This is a genomic window from Oleiphilus sp. HI0128 (assembly GCF_001635365.1).
In genome coordinates this window covers 1-1,050 of record NZ_LWGG01000139.1, presented here as the reverse complement: position 1 = coordinate 1,050, position 1,050 = coordinate 1, and the positions used below count along the sequence as shown (strand labels likewise).

Below are 1,050 nucleotides of genomic sequence, written 5' to 3'. Positions count from 1 at the left end.
TCGTTTAACGTTGTCGCAGAAGGAGTTAGAAGCAGCACGCAAGAACAGCGAGACGAAAAGCTTGTTTCTAGCAAAAATGAGCCATGAGTTGCGAACGCCAATGAACGGGTTGCTAGGTTTCACTTCGTTATTGCTGGAATCGAAGTTGGAAGATGAACAGCGTGAGTATGCTCAAACTATTCAGGTGTCTTTAGAGTCATTGTTGTACGTTGTAAATGATGTCTTGGACCTTTCCAGAATCGAGTCGGGCGATCTTATGATTACGACGATACCGTTCAATTTAAGAGGGGTGTTATCCGGTGTTACTATTCTTTTGAAAAACAGGGCTGAGTCAAAGGGCCTTGTGTTCGAGAGCCGAATTAGCCCCGATATTCCACAGACTTTACGAGGAGACCCTGTACGAATACGACAAGTATTGATGAACCTAGTTGCTAACGCGATCCAGCACACTGAGAAGGGTCACGTTTTTATTAATGTTGATCTTTTGTCTCAAAAGAATTCTCGAGCGGCCATTCGTTTGTCAATTGAAGATAGTGGTAGTAAGCCTATACAGAGGCTTAATAAGCGGGTTGATGTTGCTGATATAGGTTTTTCTTCGGAACTGAGGGAAAAGCGTAGCTTGGGCCTGGATATTTGCTACCAGTTAGTTGATCTCATGGGTAGTACATTGCTGAACGAATCAAAAGAAGATGATGGGTCTACTTATTGGTTCGAGTTGAACTTGCCGGTAGTTCGTGGCGATAACTCCAGAGAGTTGTTGGATTTGTCCTTGCTGAAAACGCTCAAAGTACTGGTGATCGATTCGTATGAGCTTAGTCGTAAAATTACACTTGAACTCTTAAGCGAGTGGGGGATTCAGTTCGAGGCGGTGGGGACTGCTGCAGAAGCGATAAAAGCCTTGCATTCTTATGCTGGAAGTGAAGAGCAGTTCAACATGATCTTGTGTGATGACATCTTACAGGATTTGTCGGGTGTAGAAGCTTGTCAGATGATTCGCCAGTCTATCGTTGATCCTGTGCAGATCGTTGTTTTATGTTCAAATCCACAGTT

The 1,050-nt window shown here is 43.8% G+C and carries 1 protein-coding gene; it reads left to right on the top strand.

The genetic code is table 11. The features are described from left to right. Positions 1–1,050 (top strand): histidine kinase dimerization/phospho-acceptor domain-containing protein (locus tag A3763_RS01825; RefSeq protein WP_156494823.1); only part of this gene is annotated, 1,050 nt, incomplete at both ends.